Source organism: Leptolyngbya sp. FACHB-60 (genome assembly GCF_014695775.1).
Classification (GTDB): Bacteria; Cyanobacteriota; Cyanobacteriia; order Phormidesmidales; family Phormidesmidaceae; genus Nodosilinea.
Genome location: NZ_JACJOX010000032.1, coordinates 1 through 15,817, shown reverse-complemented (window position 1 = coordinate 15,817; position 15,817 = coordinate 1). Strand labels below are relative to the sequence as shown.

Annotated in this window: 13 protein-coding genes; 9 read left to right on the top strand and 4 right to left on the bottom strand. The window is 52.6% G+C overall.

The features are described from left to right. Positions 1-61 precede the first annotated feature (61 nt). The gene (locus H6F57_RS13605; protein WP_190625397.1) at positions 62-1,126 is read right to left on the bottom strand and encodes a hypothetical protein; all 1,065 of its coding nucleotides are present in this window, start codon (positions 1,124-1,126) and stop codon (positions 62-64) included. 424 nt (positions 1,127-1,550) lie between these two features. Here H6F57_RS13605 and H6F57_RS13600 point away from each other — a divergent pair, with 424 nt between their 5' ends. The 3 genes from H6F57_RS13600 (at position 1,551) to H6F57_RS13590 (ending at position 4,120) form a co-directional block, all read left to right on the top strand. Beyond that, entirely contained in the window at positions 1,551-2,195 is a 645-nt protein-coding gene (locus H6F57_RS13600) for a Type 1 glutamine amidotransferase-like domain-containing protein (RefSeq protein WP_190625396.1), read from the top strand. Between the two features lie 199 nt (positions 2,196-2,394). After that, positions 2,395-3,081: a class I SAM-dependent methyltransferase gene (locus H6F57_RS13595; RefSeq protein ID WP_190625395.1), complete on the top strand. Its 687-nt coding sequence runs from the start codon at positions 2,395-2,397 to the stop codon at positions 3,079-3,081. A 295-nt stretch (positions 3,082-3,376) separates the two neighbouring features. Next, on the top strand, positions 3,377-4,120 hold the full coding sequence (locus H6F57_RS13590) for an alpha/beta hydrolase (protein ID WP_190795011.1): 744 nt from the start codon (positions 3,377-3,379) through the stop codon (positions 4,118-4,120). Positions 4,121-4,314: 194 nt separating this feature from the next. Here H6F57_RS13590 and H6F57_RS13585 read toward each other — a convergent pair whose 3' ends face one another. Together H6F57_RS13585 and H6F57_RS13580 are read right to left on the bottom strand one after the other, a co-directional pair. Continuing rightward, positions 4,315-5,670, bottom strand: coding sequence for a chloride channel protein (locus tag H6F57_RS13585; protein WP_190625393.1), 1,356 nt, complete (start codon positions 5,668-5,670; stop codon positions 4,315-4,317). Between the two features lie 228 nt (positions 5,671-5,898). Then, positions 5,899-7,407 (bottom strand): NarK family nitrate/nitrite MFS transporter, encoded by a 1,509-nt coding sequence (locus H6F57_RS13580; RefSeq protein ID WP_190625413.1) that lies wholly within the window; start codon positions 7,405-7,407, stop codon positions 5,899-5,901. A gap of 438 nt (positions 7,408-7,845) precedes the next feature. On the opposite strand from H6F57_RS13580, the gene H6F57_RS13575 reads away from it, so the two are divergent. Together H6F57_RS13575 and H6F57_RS13570 are read left to right on the top strand one after the other, a co-directional pair. Continuing rightward, positions 7,846-8,049: a hypothetical protein gene (locus H6F57_RS13575; RefSeq protein WP_190625392.1), complete on the top strand. Its 204-nt coding sequence runs from the start codon at positions 7,846-7,848 to the stop codon at positions 8,047-8,049. A gap of 99 nt (positions 8,050-8,148) precedes the next feature. After that, positions 8,149-8,667 (top strand): MAPEG family protein, encoded by a 519-nt coding sequence (locus H6F57_RS13570; RefSeq protein ID WP_190625391.1) that lies wholly within the window; start codon positions 8,149-8,151, stop codon positions 8,665-8,667. 8 nt (positions 8,668-8,675) lie between these two features. On the opposite strand, the gene dinB is transcribed toward H6F57_RS13570, so the two are convergent. Next, on the bottom strand, positions 8,676-9,743 hold the full coding sequence (gene dinB, locus H6F57_RS13565) for a DNA polymerase IV (RefSeq protein ID WP_190625390.1): 1,068 nt from the start codon (positions 9,741-9,743) through the stop codon (positions 8,676-8,678). A 126-nt stretch (positions 9,744-9,869) separates the two neighbouring features. Between dinB and H6F57_RS13560 the strand changes: the two genes are divergently transcribed. The 4 genes from H6F57_RS13560 to H6F57_RS13545 all read left to right on the top strand — a co-directional run bounded on the left by H6F57_RS13560 (position 9,870) and on the right by H6F57_RS13545 (position 15,535). Further along, positions 9,870-10,376: an Hsp20/alpha crystallin family protein gene (locus H6F57_RS13560; protein ID WP_190625389.1), complete on the top strand. Its 507-nt coding sequence runs from the start codon at positions 9,870-9,872 to the stop codon at positions 10,374-10,376. A gap of 90 nt (positions 10,377-10,466) precedes the next feature. Then, positions 10,467-10,820 carry an antibiotic biosynthesis monooxygenase gene (locus tag H6F57_RS13555; RefSeq protein WP_190625388.1) on the top strand — a complete coding sequence of 118 codons (354 nt, stop codon included), beginning with the start codon at positions 10,467-10,469 and terminating at the stop codon, positions 10,818-10,820. A gap of 799 nt (positions 10,821-11,619) precedes the next feature. After that, complete coding sequence (locus H6F57_RS13550) at positions 11,620-12,723, top strand: hypothetical protein (RefSeq protein ID WP_190625387.1); 1,104 nt, start codon at positions 11,620-11,622, stop codon at positions 12,721-12,723. 1,060 nt (positions 12,724-13,783) lie between these two features. After that, complete coding sequence (locus H6F57_RS13545) at positions 13,784-15,535, top strand: alpha-amylase family glycosyl hydrolase (RefSeq protein WP_190625386.1); 1,752 nt, start codon at positions 13,784-13,786, stop codon at positions 15,533-15,535. The last annotated feature ends 282 nt before the right edge of the window (positions 15,536-15,817 follow it).

Below are 15,817 nucleotides of genomic sequence, written 5' to 3'. Positions count from 1 at the left end.
ATTCAACAGGTTTAGTGCAAAGTTGTATTGTATAAGCGACTAGTGATCTAACTATTACTTTTTAGTCTATATACCCTAAATCGAGCAGAAGATACATGAATAGATTGGACGCTAAGGCGATCGCACCAAAACCGCTGCCAAGACAGAGAAATTTTCGGATGGATAAGTTTGTGTATGTCCAGATCAGAATTACAGCTGCGATCGCTACCAGTACCGAAATGACTATAAAAAACAACGCCAATAGATGCCCTTGCGGTAGAAACTGATTTGCCCAATCAAACAGAGGAAACACATAGCCAATCCAACCGAATGACCACAAGGCGAGACTAAAGATTCCGGCACCTATAACCAGGCTAATTAAAACCCGGCTGAAGCGATTTACTCGACGCCATAGCAAGAGGGCTGTAACCAGCATTGTGGCAATACCAACGGCGATCGCGCCTCCCCGAATAACCCTAATCCAGTCCTCTGGCGTGAGCCCATAGGGAGTAACTACATCAAAGGGCACACCACTGAGGAACCTTTCAACTAACTGATACACCCCAAATCCACAGGCAAAGCTAACAAATCCCTTGCTCCAAAATTCAGGGTGAAGCCAGGTGAAAAAGGCTGCACTTATCCCTGCGGTTATGGCAAGTCCTGCGCTGATCCAGGTCAGCCGCACTTCACCCAACTGCATCAGGGTATTGATGCCCCAATAGGTTTGTCGAACTGTCTGAATTTGTTGCGGGCTCAAATTCAAGTTCGTAATTTCGTACATTTTTGCCAGGGTAGGCGCATAATTCTGTCCCGACTCCCGACAACCAACTGCCTGCCTGCCGTAGGATGCGCGACAGTTGCTTAAGTCGTAGGGATACCCCTGCCCTTTGGTCAGGTTGAGCGTCAGCAACTGGTCTTGGATATCAATCTGGCATTGAAACTCCTGCTCCGTCTCGGTGCAGCGAAAGCCCCGATTGGGCAAGTGAAGGGGCACATTCTGTTCGGTCTGGATAGATACTCCGGCAAAGGGGGCGTTGTCCGGTACATCAGGGGCGTTGGGAATGAGCAACCATAGAAATGTTGCGGCCAATACAATCCATAAACCGAGTAAAAATCGTGAGAGAAATAGTGTAGGTCGACGCGTCACAGTTGTTTTCTGGATTGGTCAAGTGAAGTGATGCGTTTAAGCCGTCAGAAGTTCCAGGAAAATGGGGTAGATAGCGGTGTCCCAGCCCTCTGCTTACCGACCTTGTGCTGGTCTTCATCAAGAATCCTAGCGTAAGCTCTCTACGTAAGCCTTCCGCGTGGTGACCGGTCTATTTAAGCGGCTTAAGAAAAGAGAATACTGTACAAAAGCTCTCCTTCAGCCGTTGAGGAGAGCCAATCTGTAAAGGAAAGTCGAAAAATTGCAGTCTTCAATAGAGGGGTAGTTATACTGATTATTTCTACCTAATCACCCCTATAGGGGAATTAGGCTGACAGATTTCCACCTAATTTGCCGTATGAGCGTATTAGGTGGAAAATTTCCCTCTAATAACAAGTTATGCAACAAGCGTTAAGGTAATACGTGAATGAAATTAGCCCTTCTTAGTACTCAGGAAACTGAAAGCAGTGCTACAGCGGTTAAGTTTCTTGTTGAATCGCTTTCCTTTAAAGATACTTCGGCAGCTTTCATAGCATCTCAGCCAGACGCTGAGCGGTACTTTTTCAATAAGGCTCAAGATGGCTATAAATCCATAGGGGTCAATCTTGATACCTACATTGATTTTGAGAGTGGCTTTGATGAAACTCTAATGGATAGGGTGCTCAGCAAACCGATTGTTCATCTATCTGGAGGTAACACTTACCGATTTCTTCATTCACTGAAGTCTCGTGGTTTAGGCGAAAAAATGATCAAGTTCGCTCAATCGGGTGGTGTCTTCATTGGGATTAGCGCTGGTGCAATGCTTCTTACCCCAACGATAGAATCCGCAGCCCTTTGTGGCGACGTAAACCACGTCGGACTTGGCGATTTCTCATCGTTTGGCTTAGTCAACTTCATGTTTGTACCCCATGCAACAAAGCAACAGACAGAACTCCATAGAGCGCACCAGCTTGTGATACAACGAAACTATGACACTTACCTATGTAATGACGAAGAGGGTATAGTCATTCTCAATAACCAAGTTCATCTATTTGGTCAACCTACTTTGCTTAGATCCACTAGTGGCGCATAACAACCCCAACGCAGCGGACGGACGAGAGCCACTAGTGCTAAGTTCGAAGTGATCTACCGCCGCTGGTCGGGAACGTTATGCCGTAAGCTCTCGCCGGGGACGGTTCTTGAAGCTTGTTTGTCAGTGTTCAAGGTTAAGTTATCTTGAGGTTGTCAGTGGAGGAATAACTCAGTGTTGAACTATCGAATCATGAATCGGTATGAATGAGAGCCTGAAGCAGAAGATACAGAATGATTTTGATCGCATTGCTCTACATGACCAAGAGGGGTGGGATCACAATAACCATTATCACAGCTTCTTACTCAAACATTTGCCAGTTCAACGCCAAGTTGCTCTTGATGTTGGTTGTGGAACAGGTGAGTTTTCACGTCTTCTGTCGAAACGTTTTGAAAAGGTCATTGCGACTGACTTATCTCCCAATATGATTGAGGTTGCGAGGCAACGTTCAAGACAGTTCTCGAATATTGATTTTCAAGTTGCCGATGTCATGCAGTGGGAATCAACAGCCGAACAATTTGATGCGATCGTGTCTATCGCTACCCTTCATCATGTGCCGATTGAAACTTTATTACCCGATCTCAAAGCTGCTTTAAATCCTGGTGGCAGATTGATAATTTTGGATTTGCTTGAACATGAGAACTGGCGAGATAAGATAAGTGATTTCGTTGCAGTTCCCTTGAATTGGTTATTTCAGGCATTCAAGAATAGCCATATTCAGCAATCGCCTGAAGCTGCCGCTGCTATAAGAGAGCATCTCCGTACAGATGAATACCTCAGTATTTCCCAAGCACGACGAATTTACACAAGTATATTAAGAGGAGCAAAAGTCAGGAAACATTTGTTCTGGCGTTATTCAGTGGTTTGGGAGAAGCCAGCAGCGGCATAACAACCCCAATGCACACTGACCGTTGAGAGCTCATCGGTTAGAATTGAGGTTATCTGCGGCGGGTGATTGGGAGCGTTCGATTGCTTCGTTCAGTTGTTTGGTTAGGGCGTAGTTTGAAGATTGTTTGGTGAGAGGTGATCACTAGCAATTCTGTCCAAAATCGTTCAATCTCGATTCAGAGATGCTGATGAGGCAAAATAGGAACGTCGTCCTGCAATGGAAAAGATGCAGAATGCCTAGAACCAGGATTGGCAACATTGAGATGTACTATGAAGTTCACGGCAGTGGTGAACCTATGGTTTTGATTCACGGATTGAGCATGGATAGCAGCACATGGTTCAATCAAGTTTCTGTTTTTTCTCAGAATTATCAAGTAGTCGTGTTCGATAATCGCGGTGTTAGGCAAACTGATGCTCCCAATGAGGACTACTCAACCGAAATGATGGCGGATGATGCTGTCGCCCTGTTGAAGTTTTTGAATGTGGACAACGCTCATATTTTGGGCTTTTCAATGGGTGGCATGATTGCCCAGATTATTGCGCTGAAATATCCAGAAGTAGTGAAAAGTCTGTTACTCAACACAACCGCCGCCCAATTTCCCACTAAAGCAAAACATTTAGTCCAGACCTGGTTGAGGATGCTTAACGAAAATGTATCTTTAGAAACCCGCATACGAGAAGGCTTTTTGTGGGTTTACACAAACGAATTTTTTGAAGATGACGAAAGGGTGACGGTTTCAGTCAATCTTGCGATCGCTCATCCTCATCCGCTATCCACTCACGGTTTTGCCGGACAAGTTGCTGCGCTTATGGAGCATGACACGCGATCGCAAATCAGCCAAATCTCAGTTCCGACCCTAGTGTTGATTGGTGGAGATGATATTTTCATTCCTATAGAATTTTCAGAGGAACTTGCTGCCAAGATTCCAAAAGCTGAGTTGGTAGTCTTAGAACGTGGTGGACATAATTGCTGGATGGAATTTCCTGAGCCATTCAATCGAGCTGTGATGCGGTTTTTGGAGGGGGTGGCATCGAAGTGAGGAGTGAAAGAGATACAACTGCTCCAGCAGTCGAACAATCGCGCTGCACCGGAACGTAGAAACATGGTCGGTTGATGTACAAAAGTTATCTGTGTCCGGTGAGCGGGGTCGTTAGGCAACAACTGATAACTTGAAAAAGTCTATTCCCCAGGAAACTTATTTATTGCTTCTTTGAACCCTAGGGCAATAGCGGCTTATCCCTGAGGTTGGAGCCGTGGCGCGGCACTCTCGGGGTTGTAAGCGCTGCCGCCAGGCAGCGGACGAGCCCGCTGGGTTTTAATCATACTCAAGTTAATCGTCAGCAAAAAGCTGGTTAGGCTGGCAATCACAATCACCGGCACCATCGCCGTATCTGACAGCACGCTGAGAATCACCGTAGTGCTGATTGGAGTTTTGGTAATCGCCACATTCACCGCCGCCATCATGCAGACCATGCCAATGGTGGGGTGCACCTGCGGAAAGCCGAGAGCGATCGCCAGCCCCACCGCCGCCCCAATGTAAAACAGCGGAAAGATAAAGCCACCGCGAAAGCCCGAGTGCAGCGTGCAGCTAATTGCCAGCATTTTGGCTAGGCCAATCAGCAGCAGCATGGTGACGCCAAAGGTCGAGCCGGTTTTGATAATGGTCTCGATTTCGCGCTCGCCAAAAAACAGCGTTTGGGGAAACACCAGAGCAATTAAGCCAATGGAAAGCCCGCCTAGGGTAGCCAGCAAAATCGTGCGGTGTTCCAGGGGCCGCGTCAGCCAGCCCACCGTGCGAAACACCAGCACAAACAGCGCCGCCACCGCCGCCCCGATCGCTCCCAGCACTGCCCCCTCTGCCAAATTTATCAGCGTCAGCGGTGGTATCGACGTGAAGTGATACATGCCGCCAATAGAAAGCCCTGTGGTCAGGCGAAACACCACAAAGCTGAGAATTGCTGCCAGAGTCGCCGGAATCAGCGCTTCATAATACTCCAGCCCCCGCCGATGGGGAATTTCTAGGGCAAATAGAGCACCGCCTAGGGGTGCACCAAAGAAAGCTCCGAGCGCCGCTGCCATGCCACAAAAGGTGAAAATCCGCGTGGTGCGCAGGGTGAGGCCCAGCTTTTGGGCCATCCAGCCGCCGACGCTGCCATTGACCTGCACCAGCGGAGCCTCCGGCCCGGCGCTGCCCCCTGCCACAATTGAGAATAACGACGCCACCACCATCGCCGGGCTCTGCTTAATGTCGATGCGACCAGGGTCGTGCACCTTTTCAACCACAAAAGAAACCTCACCGGGCAGACCCATCAGATACAGCGTTAGCCCCACCAGCAGACCGCCCACGCCGGCTGCAATCCACACATAGTTGGTGGCGGGAAAGCTTTCGCTAAAGAGGGGGTCGAGCATTTCAGGCAGGGTGTGCCACACCAGGTGCATAAACCCCTCCAGCACCAGGTAATAGGTGGTGGCCACGATGCCGCCCACAAGGCCGATGGCGGCGGCAGCCAGCATGGTTTGGGCATAGTCGAGGTCGCGGGGAGCGGTCTCTTCAGCAGTCGCGTCCTCAAAATCCATAGATGCCGTCATGGTCTGGCCTCACAATATGGGACAGGGTGCGGTTCCTCAGGGATGCTGTGCGATTCCCTGAAGGGATGCTGTGCGATCGCCTCAAAATTTCTATATAGGCTGGGTAGGGGCGTAGCGTGCTGCGCCCCTACGAGGTTCATGATTTGATTCAGCAGCGGTAGGGTGAATTGTTGCTGCCCAATGGTTGGTGGGCAGCAACAATTCACCCTACGCTCGCTAAGACAGAAACTACCGGCGAGGGGAATCGCCCTGCTCCACCGCCACGCCTGCGGGTATCGGCACCCCGTGCTCGGCGTGGGAACCCACCACCTCCTTCAGGGTGAAGGCATTCAAAAAGGCGACGATCAACGCCACACAGCCCAGCATTTGAAAGAACAGCTTGTCGCCCGCCACACCCTGGGGCAGGAGGCTATACACCGTTAGATAAACTACTGCTCCGACGTTGCCGTAGGCCCCTACATTGCCCGCAATCTGCCCAGTAATGCGGGGCTTCACCAGCGGCACAATGGCGTAGGTGGCCCCCTCCGCAGCCATCACAAAGAACGACGCCACCATGGTCATCAGCACCACAAAGAGAATCGGAATGCCCTGGCCAAACATGCTGAACAGTAGGTAGCCCACGCCCGTGCCCGCAATGGTCACCACCAAAGTCAGCTTGCGGCTGCCCAGTTTGTCGGAGATCAAACCGCCGCCCGGCCTCGCTACCAGGTTCATAAAGGCATACATGCCAGCTACCGCACCAGCAACGGCGGCGGTGAGCCCAAAGCCGCGCTCAAAGTAGGTAGGCAGCATCGACACCACCGCCAGCTCAGACCCAAAGCAGGCCACGTAGGCCATTTCGAGATTAAACACCTGGGAAAACTTGTAGCGTTCCTCAGGAGGGTAGCGCTTTGCGCCGGTCATTAGCGGCTTGTTGGCCCGCCAAATGTTGTAAGACTGAAATAGGTAGAGCCCAACTAAAAGCACTCCGATCACCACCAACGCCTGGCTGCCGATAAAGCCCACCTTGGTCAGACGCCAGGCAATCAGCCCCAGCACCCCCACCAGGGGAATATTGGTCGCCAGCAAAAGCCAAAAATCACGCTGACTGGTAACTTCCATCCCGGCGCTGCTGGGGGGGCGCTGGTAGACCTTGCCCGGCGGCGTATCGGTGACGTTGAAGTAATAGACCACGCCATAGCAGGCGGCGGCGATGCCGGTGAGGGCGATCGCCAGTCGCCAGTTCACCTGGCCCGCTGTCAAAAAGCCCAGCGCCGCGGCGATCGAGGGTAGCGTAAAAGCTGCCCCAGCCGAGCCAAAGTTGCCCCAGCCGCCGTAGATGCCCTCGGCCAGGCCGATTTCGTTGTCTTCAAACCACTCGGCCACCATGCGAATGCCGATCACAAAGCCGCAGCCGACAATGCTCAGCGCCAGGCGAGAGTAGACCATTTGCTCAAAGGTTTGAGCCAGGGCAAAGGCTAGGCACGGAACCGCCGTATAGATCAGTAGACAAGAGTAGGTAATGCGTGGCCCAAAGCGATCGAGCACCATGCCGACAATGATGCGGGCAGGCACCGTCAGCGCCACGTTGCAGATGGCAATGGTGCGCATTTGCGGGTCGCTCAACCCCAAATCTGCCTTAATGGCCGTGGCCAACGGGGCAAAGTTAAACCAAACCACAAATGTCAAAAAGAATGCAAACCACGTCATATGCAGGATTTTGTGCCTGCCGTTAAAGGACCACAATCCAGCCATGATTACTCAACTCCAGATAGATGATTGCCCCAGAAACCCAATCTAGCCGCATTGAATTGGCAATAAACTAGCGTGGTCGCAGTCTCAGCCATAGGGCCAAGATCTATTCAAAAGCGCGCTAATAGGTTAGAAAACCTGGGAACTTTCGTCAGCATTGGAAAAACTTAAACGCGGGCAAGCCTAAGCTCAGTGAGCTGAAATCGCCAAGAAAAGGGTTGCCGACAAATAAATCTTTTTCATAGGGAAAGACTAATAGCGAACTCACAAATGCTCTGTGTAAGTGCTTACAAAACACCTGCGCTGATGGCTTTTCTGCGCTGCCACACTGCGTTTGTTGCAACTGCGCAGTAAAAAATTGAAAAAGGTTTCTGGAGAATTTCTGTATCTTTAGCTACAAAAACGATAGAATTAGATCAGATAATTTCCTTCTCGTGCCGTCTGATGAGATTTCAAGATCCTCAAGTTGCGATCGCCCTTCACCGCCTAGAGATGGTAGCCACTGTTGCCGCTGTCTTTGCCGCCGCCACTTTTGTCGGCACTGCCACGACCCTAGTTGCGATCGAGCAGGCCGAAACGTCAGGCCAAAGTTTGGTGATGCCCAGCGAAGCCGCGCTTTGGCAGGGGTTAGGGCAAAAAGCTGACTAGCTGTACAGTTTGAACCGATAGAAGGCCCTCCCTCTCCGTTGTCAACGGCCTTTGAGTTTTGTGGTTAAATTTTGGCAGCTACTCAATTGGGTGAGCTGTATGGCTAACCTCATTCCCATCTCAACCTTGTTTATTGGCTTGCACGGCTTCATTGCCCTAGCCCTGTCTTACCTAGTAGTGATGGAGCGCACCAGCACTCGCATTTGGCACGGAGCATCTCAAGCCGATGTCTCAAACCAGCCAGACTACCTAGAAAACCCAGGTAAATGGGCTGCCTTTGTCGAAGGCTATGCGCAAAAAATAGTGGCCCCTAAGACTGGCGACGATGGCCTGTTGCAGCGCAAAGTGCGGGCCTACGGCAATTTTGTTGAGCACGTTCCCCTCGCCCTACTGTTCATTTTGGCACTGGAATTGATTCAGGCTTCAGCCTGGCTAGTGTGGATGTTGGGCATTACGCTGACTGTGGCTCGCATCGCTCACGCCTGGGGACTGATTAAAACCTATGGGCCGTCGCCGGGTCGGGCGATCGGGTTCTTCCTGACTTGGTTTGTCTACCTTGTCGGTGCTGGAGCCTGCGTCTATACGGCGCTGCTGACGTTAAGCCAAGGGGTAGCCTAGGTGGCGTCCTAAACTTCTAGGGACAGCTGCACATGGTCGGGCCCTCCGGTCGGTTCTAGGTTAGAGAGGATGAGGCCGAGCAGGCGAACGGGCTGGCTGCGATCGCAATGGGCCAATAGCATTTCTTCGGCCCATTGCAAAATGGGCGACTCAGCGCCAATGGCGGTGACAAAGGTGCGGCTGCGCGTGATCTGCCGATAGTTAGCGTACTTGACCTTGAGGGTGAGGGTGTAGCCCCGGCGGCGCTGTTCTTGCAGGCGGCTGATCACCTCGTCGGCGACGCGATCGAGGGCGGTTAGCATGTCAGCCAAAGTGGTCAGGTCGGGCGAGAACGATCGCTCGGCCCCGAGCGATTTGCGAATGCGGTTGGGGTTGACGGGGCGATCGTCCTGGCCGTGGGCGACGCGGTAGTAGAAGTGCCCCACCTTGCCAAAGTGCTGCACCAAGTCGGCCTCAGCCCACTGGCGCAGGTCGGCCCCGGTGACAATACCCAGGGCGTGCATTTTGCGGGCGGTGACAGAGCCAATGCCGTGAAACTTTTCGATGGGCAGGGCGGCAACAAAGGCCTCGGCCTGCTCAGGCAAAATCAGGGTGAGGCCGTCGGGTTTGTTTTGGCCGCTAGCCATTTTGGCGAGAAACTTGTTGACCGACACCCCCGCCGAGGCCGTGAGCTGGGTGGTGCTGTGGATGTCGGCCTTGATGGCACGGGCCAGCACCAGGGCTGAGGGCTCCTCTAGGGCGTTGGTAGTGACATCCAAGTAAGCTTCGTCAAGAGACAGCGGTTCGACTAGATCGGTGTAGCGGTGAAAAATTTCTCGAATTTGACCCGAGACTTCTTTATAAACGTCGAAGCGAGGTCGAGCAAAGATCAGCTCGGGGCAACGCTGCTGGGCGATGCGGGCGGGCATAGCGGAATGAATGCCGTACTTGCGGGCCTCGTAGCTGGCTGCCGCGACGGCCCCCCGCTGCTCAGGACGACCGCCAACTACCAGGGGCCGGCCTCGGTACTGGGGAAAGTCTCGCTGCTCTACGGAAGCGTAGAAAGCGTCCATATCGACATGGATAATTTTTCGCATCAGCGATCGCGGACATTGACTAGCGGAGCATGGCGGTTATACCACCTTAGGACAGGGGGCTTTCCTCCCTACGGAATAGCGGACTTGCCGCGATGATTTAAGTATAGAAAACAGAGAGTTAGGGCTATGGCCACTTGGCAATCATCGTCTCAACCCCCGAATGCTCAGTCCATGTGGAGTTTGGGTGCAGCCCAGGCCCAGATGAATGCTATCGCTGCTGCCCTGATGCCCCTTGGGCTGTCCCCCACAGGCCGAGTACAGCTGCCCTCCATTGAGATTGAAGACACCGCCAACGCTCTGGTGGTAACAGCCTTTTTGCCGGGTGTAGAGCCCCAGGCTGTGCAGGTGCGGGTCACTGGCAAGTCGCTGACGTTTTCGGGCCAGCGGCAGTCGGGCTACCGTAGTCCGCTGATTCAGAGTCTGGGGATCAACTATTTTCAGCAGACGGTGCCGCTGCCCGAGCGAGTGCTCGATCGCCAGGTGCAGGTGGCCTACCGGGGCGGGGCGATCGTGGTGACGTTGCCCAAGGCCAAAGGCTGGGGTCAGCGGTTCATGCAGAGCTGGCAGCGGGCTCGGGTGGGGTTAGGGCTAGCGCTCAAAGCTTGGGGGCAGCGTCTGTTAGAAGATCGGTAACAGAATCTAAAGCCTAGGTAAGAAAAAGGATTGGGTGTCAACATCTGATCGACACTAGATCTACGATGAGACCTAGGACTGATTCCATTTATGACTGACTTCGACGATTTTTTGCGCCACAAGTACGCTTATGTAGCTATTGGGGAGTTTAAACCCGGCTGTTTTAGCGAAGCCCGCCAGCTTTATGAAAAGGCGGTATCGACCTACACCAAAGGTTTCCAAGGAGCTTACCTGCTGCAAGAACCCGGCAGCGATCGCGGCATCGCCATCATTCTCTGGGATAGCATTGAGGATATGGACGATAACCAAAGCGAAGTCTATCAAAAGATCTTGGGCAAAATCGCCCACCTGTTTGAGACGCCGCCCGTGACCTCGTTCTACGAAGTATGTAGCGAAATTGGCCTGCCCCAAATTTTGGCCGCTACCAGTGCTGGGGCCAAATAGCTTAAATGCTGCCGAGCTGAGCGTTTTTAGTGCTGCTTCAAAAGGCGCTCAGCTTTAGCCTAATTGTCTAGATCGAGCTACCCATGGGAGCTCGTCACCAGGCGGCTACCATCCTTGAGCCCATGATGTTGAGAGTAGCCGGAACCCCAAAAATTTCCCACGACCAATTTCTTAACTCCATCCCCCACCCTTCATTCGCCTACGCTCCCACCAGCGCCGCTATCACTTCTGCAACTGGCTGAATGCTGTCGCTGCCACCGACGCTGCTGCCCGTAAACCCCAAGCCGTTCTTCACATCGCCTCAGCAAGCGCGATCGAGGTGCGCAGAATGCAGTAGGCTTGGCGGCGATCGCGAAATTTGCACACCTGCCAGCAGCTGGTCGGTAATTTGTGACCATAGCAAGTGAAGCCTGGGCCTAAAACAGCTCAAAATGTTAGGGCTCAAGCCTTTAGATCATTTTTTCATTTTTCGCTCTTCTATTTTCGTTCTTTTACTACAAGCCGGTTCTGAGTCAAATTCGACTTCTGTTTCTTAATTCAATCAAGGCAGCTTGGCTACGCCGACGGTTTTATGGTGTTCGCCTACAAGCAGCAAAAAGCTCAAAGAGAATCGATAATTACAGCTCTTTCAAAAGCTGAATGCAACTTGTGAAGCGCTGCTTAGCCCGTTCAAGGCTGACTGTCCAGATAGCGCTGTGCCAAATTTTTCTCTGGTCTCAAAGGTTGGGTTGAGTCAGTAAATTTATGGGGACGGGGTGAAGTTTTTGAAGTCAACATATTCACCCTAAGGAATCTCCCCATGCGTCAATTAATTTTGGGCCAGCTCAAGTGCAACGAAACCGAGGACTGGGGTGCCGACGAGTGCCGCCTCGAAGTTCTTGTGGATGGCACGTTGCAGCCCCACCTCAAGCGCAGCCTCAACAATGGGCAAACCTGGTCTCTCAACCAAACCTACGCCTTTAACAACGGTGTAGACATTAAACTTTGGGACGAAGACTCCCCCGACGCCGACGATTTTTTAGGCTCCGTTCGTATCACCTCTGGGCTAACCTCGGGCGCTACCGCCGCGTTTACCCGCGATGGGGCTAACTACCAACTGCGCTACCAGGTCGTTGATATACCTGACGTTGACCCGGTTGCCGCGGCGATCGCCGCCTTTGAGCAATCTTCCCAACCGGGAGTATGGCCTCAAATCACCAAATCCGAGCTGATTCAAGACATTCGCGCTACGGTGGCCAACCCGCTCAACATTGACCAAAACTACACCCCCTTCTGCGGCCCCACCGCCATTGTGTTTGAGCTGGTGTCTAAACAGCCCGCCCGCTACGTTGACTTCTGCCGCTCTCTCTACGAAACTGGCCAATTCCGTGGACGCACTAAAACCGTGCGCCCCTCCGACGGGCTTCGGCAGAGCAAAATTCGCTCTGGCATGTCTGCCGCCGACTGGATGTTGATTGCTACCCTGCGCGATGCCGAAAACCTGATCTTTCCGGTCACTGGCGACTCTGGCAGCCTCGAAAACAACGTTGCTGGCATCACCACCCCCTGGGAAATGAAGGGCTGGATTTCTGAAGTTTTGGGCTACAGCCAGGTTGATTTCGAATCCACCTTTGTCTATGGCGAATTTGACGCCATGAAAAGCGCAGACGCTGCCCGTCGCCAGGGGGGTGTGGCTTTTATCCTGATCGACGCCGCTATGCTCGGCGGTAGTGCGCCCACCGTGGCTTATCCTAACCACTGGGTTGCTTACCAAGGCGACCTCAGCATTGACAACGGCGTTTGGTATAAGCATGACAGCGGCCACATTCGCTTTAAGTGCTACAGCTGGGGGAAGATTTTCTCCGTAGACCTAGGCGAAGGCTCCTTTGAAGACTATATGTGGGGCGTCGTGACTGGGAAATAGGGGTTGATGGGTATGGGGTGGATGAGTTAGGGGTGAAGGGTCAAGGGTTTAAGGTGCAAGGTTCACAGAAAGCCTCAAACCATTGACCTTGACCCTTTACCCCTATAAACCTGTCAACTTCGGTTTGACAGACTGCTGGTCAAAAGACCATCGCTGAACCCCCATTCTCTCATTTCCCCCTCGCCAGATCTTGGCGATCGCAGGGCAAGCCGTTGACCCACGATTTTGTAGAAGTTGCGCAGATCCGTATAGGTTTGACCGTAGACGCAGCCGGCCTTAGAATTGCGCGATCGCCCCTTCAGTAGCGTTCTAAAATTTCAACCTCATCTATAGGTACTCACAGCACAAACGCTCCAGCTGTGTATTGTATGCAGTCCACCTCAAGACTCTGTGCTCAAGGCTTTGTGAAGACTCCGAAGATATACCTAAGAAGCTATGAACTTCGTGGCCTAGCGCCAACGCTTTAAAGTGACCTATGCCACCATCAGAACTATCCCAGGGAGAAAAAGTGTGACGGTCATCACCTGCCGTTACGCAGCGATCGAAACAACATCTATCTGAAATTCGTCACTAAAACTCTGTTATTTAGCCATTGCCACCGTTACCCCGTGTTTTCTTCGCCCCTAGCGGCGGGAATCCTCGGAACTCATCGATGGTAATTGCGTGGCATTAGTCCACAGCAGCTCTAGCAACAACGCAAACGCTTGTACCATCCAATTTCCCAAGCCGATACGACGGGATGGTGCAGCTGTTTACTCGTCATGCTTTGGGCCCAAAGCGGCCCACCCAATAGGCTAGCTGGTTAGCCCTACTGGGTAGGCCGTCAATGCTTACCATCAGGCGCTGTTCGGGGGAAATATCCCCCCGGCGGCAACTGCTTTTTGATGCAAAGACTACCGTAAACCACTACTGAAAACTGTAGGTTAATATGACTGTCGCTAAAAATCGTACTAAGCAATCTGCACCCACCTCACACCAAAACGTTGCAGCCCAGACGGCCCCTCAAAATCATTCTATAAATAAGCTAGATATTTCTGTAGATAGCCCACCCTATTGTCGCGTGACCAATAACATCAAACCCCTGCTAGAAAAGGTTTACCCACCGGAAACAGCCGAGCGGTTGACCACCGAAATCTTTGCCCTGATTAAAGACACTCTGTGCCCCTCAGGCCGCGAAGATCTTAAAAAGTGGAACCACAACAACGTTCTGCTAATCACCTATGGGGATACCATCTGCGATGGCGATCGCCCTCCGCTGTCGGTGCTGGCCGAGTTTCTTGAAACCCACCTCTACGACACCATTACCGGCGTCCACATTCTGCCCTTCTTTCCCTACAGCTCCGACGATGGCTTTGCTATCATTGACTATCTCAAGGTCAACCCCGAGCTGGGCAGCTGGGCAGACATCAAGCGGATCGCCACCAATTTCAACCTGATGGCCGACCTGGTGATCAACCACATCTCCAGCCAGCACGAGTGGTTTGAGCAGTTTAAGCAAAACGAACTGCCCGGCCGCAACTATTTCATCACCGCTGACCCCAGCGAAGACCTGTCTCAGGTGGTGCGGCCCCGCAGTTCGCCACTGCTGACCCCCGTAGAAACCGCCGCAGGGGAGAAGCACGTCTGGACGACCTTCAGTGCCGACCAGGTCGACGTCAACTTCGAGAACCCCGACGTGCTGATTGAGTACGTCAAAATCATCCTGGCTTACGTCGAGGCCGGGGCGCGCTACATTCGCCTCGATGCAGTGGGCTTTTTGTGGAAAAAGCACAGCACCAACTGCATGCACCTGTCCGAAACCCACGCCATCGTGCGTCTGTTCCGCGAGATCTTGCAGCTGGTTGACCCCGGCATTTCGTTGATCACCGAGACCAACGTGCCCAACCGCGAGAACCTCAGCTACTTTGGCAACCGCAACGAAGCCCACATGATCTATAACTTCAGTCTGCCGCCGCTGCTGCTGAACGCGCTCATGCAGGGCCGCGCCGACCACCTCAAAACTTGGATGATGAGCATGCCGCCGGCCCCCATTGGCTGCGCCTACTTCAACTTCACCGCCTCCCACGACGGCATTGGCATGCGCCCTGCCGAAGGGTTGCTGACGGGCGACGAGCATGAGCAGCTAATTGCGGCCATGCGTAATTTTGGTGGCAAAATCAGCATGCGCAGTCGCCCCGACGGCACCGAGTCGCCCTACGAGCTCAACATTTCGCTTTTCGATGCCCTCAAGGGTACCGTTAAGGGCGAAGACCAGTGGCAGGTAGAGCGGTTTCTCTGCTCCCAGACCATCATGATGGCGCTGGAGGGTATTCCCGCTTTTTATATTCATAGTCTGCTGGCCACCCACAACTACACCGAAGGTGTTGAAGAAACCGGTCACAACCGCACCATCAACCGCTATAAGTGGGATCTTAAGACGCTAGAAACGGCTCTGGCTGACCCCACCACCTCCCACGCCAAAGTACTGGCGGAACTCAAGCGACTGATCAAGATTCGTCGCCAGCAGACCTCATTTCACCCCAACGCCACCCAGTACACGCTGCACCCGATGAACCCGGCCCTGTTTGCCTTTTGGCGGCAGAGTCTGAGCCGCGATCAGAGCATTTTCTCGGTGCACAACTTGAGTGACCAGCCTCAAGACCTACAGCTGAGTGAGCTCAATCTAGTCAGCACCGATGACTGGTACGACCTAATCAGCGGCCACCGGTTTACCGATGATCGCGCCATCTATGAACTGGCTCCCTATCAGTCGGTGTGGATCACCAACAAGCCCAACTCCGCCCACGACGACACTATGCCAACGCTGCTGTAGCCTAATAGCCTTGAGGGGGATCTAGATAGCTTAGATTCCCCTTGAGTGAGAAGGCTATGACATCACTCTAATATCGGACTAATATCCTTTGGTCTGAGGAAGACGACGCCTACCTAGTCAAACTGCCAGAATTTGCCACGGAAGCGCAGCGCTACTTCACGCACAGAGCTATAGCTAAAGCCACTTAGGTTAGGACACTGCTTGCTTGAGGATTGACTCGATGGCAGCCCGCAAGCCATCGTCATGGGGAAGGAGTTTTCGAATGCGGCTTTTTAACCAACC

What these genes read in the sequence shown, in the direction of transcription:
- H6F57_RS13590 (WP_190795011.1), top strand. Translation starts at nt 3,377, where the DNA reads ATGGTTTTGATTCACGGATTGAGCATGGATAGCAGCACATGGTTCAAT.
- H6F57_RS13560 (WP_190625389.1), top strand. Translation starts at nt 9,870, where the DNA reads ATGGCCACTTGGCAATCATCGTCTCAACCCCCGAATGCTCAGTCCATG.
- H6F57_RS13585 (WP_190625393.1), bottom strand. Translation starts at nt 5,670, where the DNA reads ATGACGGCATCTATGGATTTTGAGGACGCGACTGCTGAAGAGACCGCT.
- H6F57_RS13555 (WP_190625388.1), top strand. Translation starts at nt 10,467, where the DNA reads ATGACTGACTTCGACGATTTTTTGCGCCACAAGTACGCTTATGTAGCT.
- H6F57_RS13550 (WP_190625387.1), top strand. Translation starts at nt 11,620, where the DNA reads ATGCGTCAATTAATTTTGGGCCAGCTCAAGTGCAACGAAACCGAGGAC.
- H6F57_RS13600 (WP_190625396.1), top strand. Translation starts at nt 1,551, where the DNA reads ATGAAATTAGCCCTTCTTAGTACTCAGGAAACTGAAAGCAGTGCTACA.
- H6F57_RS13595 (WP_190625395.1), top strand. Translation starts at nt 2,395, where the DNA reads ATGAATGAGAGCCTGAAGCAGAAGATACAGAATGATTTTGATCGCATT.
- dinB (WP_190625390.1), bottom strand. Translation starts at nt 9,743, where the DNA reads ATGCGAAAAATTATCCATGTCGATATGGACGCTTTCTACGCTTCCGTA.
- H6F57_RS13570 (WP_190625391.1), top strand. Translation starts at nt 8,149, where the DNA reads ATGGCTAACCTCATTCCCATCTCAACCTTGTTTATTGGCTTGCACGGC.
- H6F57_RS13575 (WP_190625392.1), top strand. Translation starts at nt 7,846, where the DNA reads ATGAGATTTCAAGATCCTCAAGTTGCGATCGCCCTTCACCGCCTAGAG.